Source organism: Bacteroidales bacterium (assembly GCA_018334875.1).
GTDB lineage: Bacteria > Bacteroidota > Bacteroidia > Bacteroidales > UBA12077 > JAGXLC01.
Genome location: JAGXLC010000395.1, coordinates 1 through 3771, shown reverse-complemented (window position 1 = coordinate 3771; position 3771 = coordinate 1). Strand labels below are relative to the sequence as shown.

Genomic DNA, 3771 nt, shown 5'->3' with positions numbered 1-3771 from the left:
AAACATTGTCTTGAATTAAAACCGGAACTGCAAGTCAAAAAGAATACCCTTGATTTGCTCAGCCATATCTGGAAATATAAAATGAAACCATCCTGGTGGGGATGGTGGATAAATGCTCCGGTCTTCGGATCATTGAAGACAATAATCTTCATCCTGGTTATACTTTCCGTTTTCGGTTTGTTATCCATACATCCTTTTATGCCAGCGTTTTTCTCCGACATGTATGCTCAAATTAGCTGGCCCTTGTATGCCTTGCTTGTAGTATTTCTCATCTTTATCATATTGTCACCCTCTGTTATCCCCTCCGGTTCCGGGGAAAGGAGGTTTGATCTGATAGAACCCCCTTCCTTTGAGCCTGTTTTGTCTAAAGTTATGATGAAACAAGCGATAATAGAGATCATTCGGGTTAGAGAAAACCCATCAAATGGAAACTGACTATTCCGCAGGGCTTAATGCACTTGATTTTTTCGTGGAGTAAGACAATTGTAGCAGACCATCAAAATGAGGTGTACCCTTTTGTTTTCATCTCCAGCTTATACACGGCATTGGGAGCGGTCATAAAAAGGGTCTTCCTGTTCTTTCCTCCCCAGGCCAGGTTGGTGATGCGCGGCGTTTTTACCTGCTGAATCAATTTTCCTTCCGGCGAGAAGATCCACAGTCCACCGGGACCGGTGGAGTATACATTTCCTTTGGTATCCACTTTCATGCCATCGGCTCCGCCTTCTCCTTCGGATTCCATCTTCGCAAATAGCTTCCCGTTCTTTACCGTACCATCCCTTTTTACCTCAAAAACGCGGATGTGGTTGTGCCTGCTGTCATTGACATAAAGCTTTTCTTCGTCCGGTGAAAATGCAATGCCGTTGGGCATATCAAAATCGCTGGTCAGAAGCTGAAGCCCCTGATCTTTGGAATAGCGGTAAACCCCTTGTATATCCAGCTCCTTGTCCTCTTCGGATACCCCAAATGAAGGATCGGTAAAATAGATGGAACCGTCGGATTTTACAACCAGGTCGTTGGGGCTGTTCAGCCGCTTGCCTTTGTAGGAATCCACCACAACTTCAAAAGAATATTCACTCACCCGTTTAGCTACGGCTCCGTCATGCTGGGCCATCACCAGCAGACCTTCCCGGTTAAAAGTAAGCCCGTTGGAATGGCCGCTGGGTTTCATATACACTTCTGCTTCCGATCCCGGCGTCCATTTGAATATGGTGTTTGCAGGAATATCACTGAATAATAAATAACCCGAATCATGCCAGACCGGGCCTTCGGTAAACTGGTATCCTTCGGTGATTTTCTCCGGTTCGGCATTTTCTTTGACCATCTGCTGGCCTGAAGCCATGAAAGTCGTTATCAGCATAAGTGCTATAATACCGGTGATTGATTTTATAAAAGTTTTCATTGCTAGCCTCCTGTTATTTTTTAGATAAACATCTGCTCAGGTAAATTGTTTGAATCCAGTATGGGAAAAATTTTTATTTGATACCGTATTTTTATAATTTTATTGCCAGATATTCAAATTTAAACCATTTAAACTTTTTGAACAAATGAAAAGACCATTGCTCTTATTATCAGTGCTCATCTTATCCTTCACTTTATCGGGTTGTATGAGTGCGGGTTCTTTTTTGGCCCATAATGTAACAAATGTGGAGTTATCCGAACCCAATTTCAGGATTGCTGCCAAAGATCTGGAAGGCTATGCCAAGGCATCCTATATTTTTGGGGTTAGCTATTCGATGGGATCGGTTTCCAACACATTTGCCCTTGCCAGGGTAGAAGGCCCGGCAAAGCTCTATAATCATGCCATACAGGATTTATGGAAGAACTACAGGGAACAACACGGCGAAATCGAGGGGAAGAAGCTGGCACTGGCCAATGTGCGAATTGACAGTGATATGTTGAATCTTATGGTATATACCGAATCTGAATTATATATTACGGCCGATGTTGTTGAATTTGTTGAAGAATAATATTTGACCAGCCATGAATTACAAAGACCCATCCAGTAAATTTCCGGCGATAGAAGCGGAAACCCTGTCGGGGGAAAAAATAACATTTCCGGATGTCACAAAGGGGAAATATGCTTTCATCCTTATAGCCTTTAAACGGCAAACCCAGGGGGAAGTGGATTCATGGCTGGATCCTTTCATTAAGGAATTCGGGAAACGGAAATCGGTGACTTTTTATGAAATTCCCATGATATCAAAAGACTGGAAGTGGATGTCGGGCTGGATCGATGCCGGCATGCGGGCCGGCGTGCCGAAGGCCAAACACGACCATGTGGCCACTTACTATGGACCGCTTTCAAAATATTTTAGCCATTTCAATGTGGAGGATACGGGCACGGTTTATGTTTTTCTGCTTGATAAGAATGGAAACATCATATATAAGACCTCAGGACCCGCAGATGATTATAAATTCAGTGAGCTACGCAGAATTGTAAAGGAAAGCATCGAATAACGATTTCAAACGCTCGGTTGCTTGCCGTGACCCTCTAAAATGGAGGGATGGCATAATGAAAGCATAGCGTTTAAGAGGGGAGGGGCAGATAAATTATAAATTAAGAGTCCGGTATAAAAAGCTAGATTTTGGCTGGTAAGGCGCTCTATTAGATTTTTGAAATTCAATATGTAATTTTTACACAATTAGCTAAATATAGCCGAGCGCCTTTTTAGACTAAATTTAATTACTAATTTTACAATCAATGAATATTATTGCTTTAGTTTGAGAGAACTTTTTAAGGGTGCGAGGTTTAATAGATAAAATTTTATTTCATTATTTTTGTTATAAACAAAAATTGCTAAAAAGTCAATGTCATGGTAAATTTCAGATTCAAGTACCCTTTAAACCCGCTTCTTCTCATCTTTATTTTGTTTTTATTCTTTTGTTACTTGCCTCCTTTACATGCCCAGGAATTACCCACACCGGAAGGCAAACGGATCCGTGAGATTGTGTCTGAAAACTATACCTCCGGCAATTTACTGATGGGTTGTACTACCGGAAGCTGGGCCTTTGGAACAAAAACCGGGAAGATCATGGACCGGGAGTTCAATTATGTAACTCCGGAAAACGATTTCAAGCATGCGGTTGTTCGCCAAAATCCTGAAAAATGTCAATGGTCCAGGGCTGATGCATGGATAGATCACATTCATGAAAACAACCAGATCCTTAGAATTCATGGCCCCATTGGTCCGCAGTGTTCTGATTGGGCCAAAGCAGATAAAAGAACCGGCAGGGAGCTGGAGAAAGAATTAAAAAGGTTCATGACGGCTTTGTCCAAACGGTATAATGATGTGAAAGGCATTGAATACATCGATGTGGTTAATGAAACCGTGCTTTCCGACGGCAAATGGCATCATCCGAAACCCGGTACGGAGGAATGGGAAAATCCCTGGTTAAAGATCGGGCAGGATAGCGATCCCAATCAAACCCCGCTTTATATAAAGCAGGCTTTTAAAATATCTAACAAACATGCACCGGATCTGAAACAGTTGTTCAATAACCATTGTGCTCCCGGAACAAAAGGGATGGAAGTGGTAAAAGAAACCATCATGTATCTCAGGAAACGTGGCTTTAAGGTTGATGCCCTGGGCTGGCAGGCCCATATAAAAACCGGATGGGACACCCCTGAAAACCTGCAAGCCCTGGATGAGTTGATTAGCTGGTGTCACAAATACAATCTGGAGTTTCACATAACCGAGTTCAGCGCCTGGATCGATGATCCTGAAAAACAAACTCTAAGTGACCAGGCGGAAACCTACAGGGCAATCCTGG

Annotated in this window: 5 protein-coding genes; 4 read left to right on the top strand and 1 reads right to left on the bottom strand. The window is 42.7% G+C overall.

Going from position 1 to position 3771, the window contains the following annotated elements:
- The coding region (locus tag KGY70_18720; GenBank protein MBS3777236.1) for a hypothetical protein at window positions 1-435 on the top strand (435 nt) is incomplete at its 5' end.
- Between the two features lie 61 nt (window positions 436-496).
- Here KGY70_18720 and KGY70_18715 read toward each other — a convergent pair.
- A complete protein-coding gene (locus tag KGY70_18715; GenBank protein MBS3777235.1) occupies window positions 497-1399 on the bottom strand; it encodes an SMP-30/gluconolactonase/LRE family protein in 903 nt (300 codons plus the stop codon).
- 145 nt (window positions 1400-1544) lie between these two features.
- Between KGY70_18715 and KGY70_18710 the strand changes: the two genes are divergently transcribed.
- From KGY70_18710 to KGY70_18700, 3 genes are all read left to right on the top strand, one after another.
- Window positions 1545-1967: a hypothetical protein gene (locus KGY70_18710; protein MBS3777234.1), complete on the top strand. Its 423-nt coding sequence runs from the start codon at window positions 1545-1547 to the stop codon at window positions 1965-1967.
- 13 nt (window positions 1968-1980) lie between these two features.
- Window positions 1981-2457 carry a hypothetical protein gene (locus KGY70_18705; protein ID MBS3777233.1) on the top strand — a complete coding sequence of 159 codons (477 nt, stop codon included), beginning with the start codon at window positions 1981-1983 and terminating at the stop codon, window positions 2455-2457.
- Between the two features lie 356 nt (window positions 2458-2813).
- On the top strand, window positions 2814-3771 hold a 958-nt coding region (locus KGY70_18700), incomplete at its 3' end, for an endo-1,4-beta-xylanase (protein MBS3777232.1).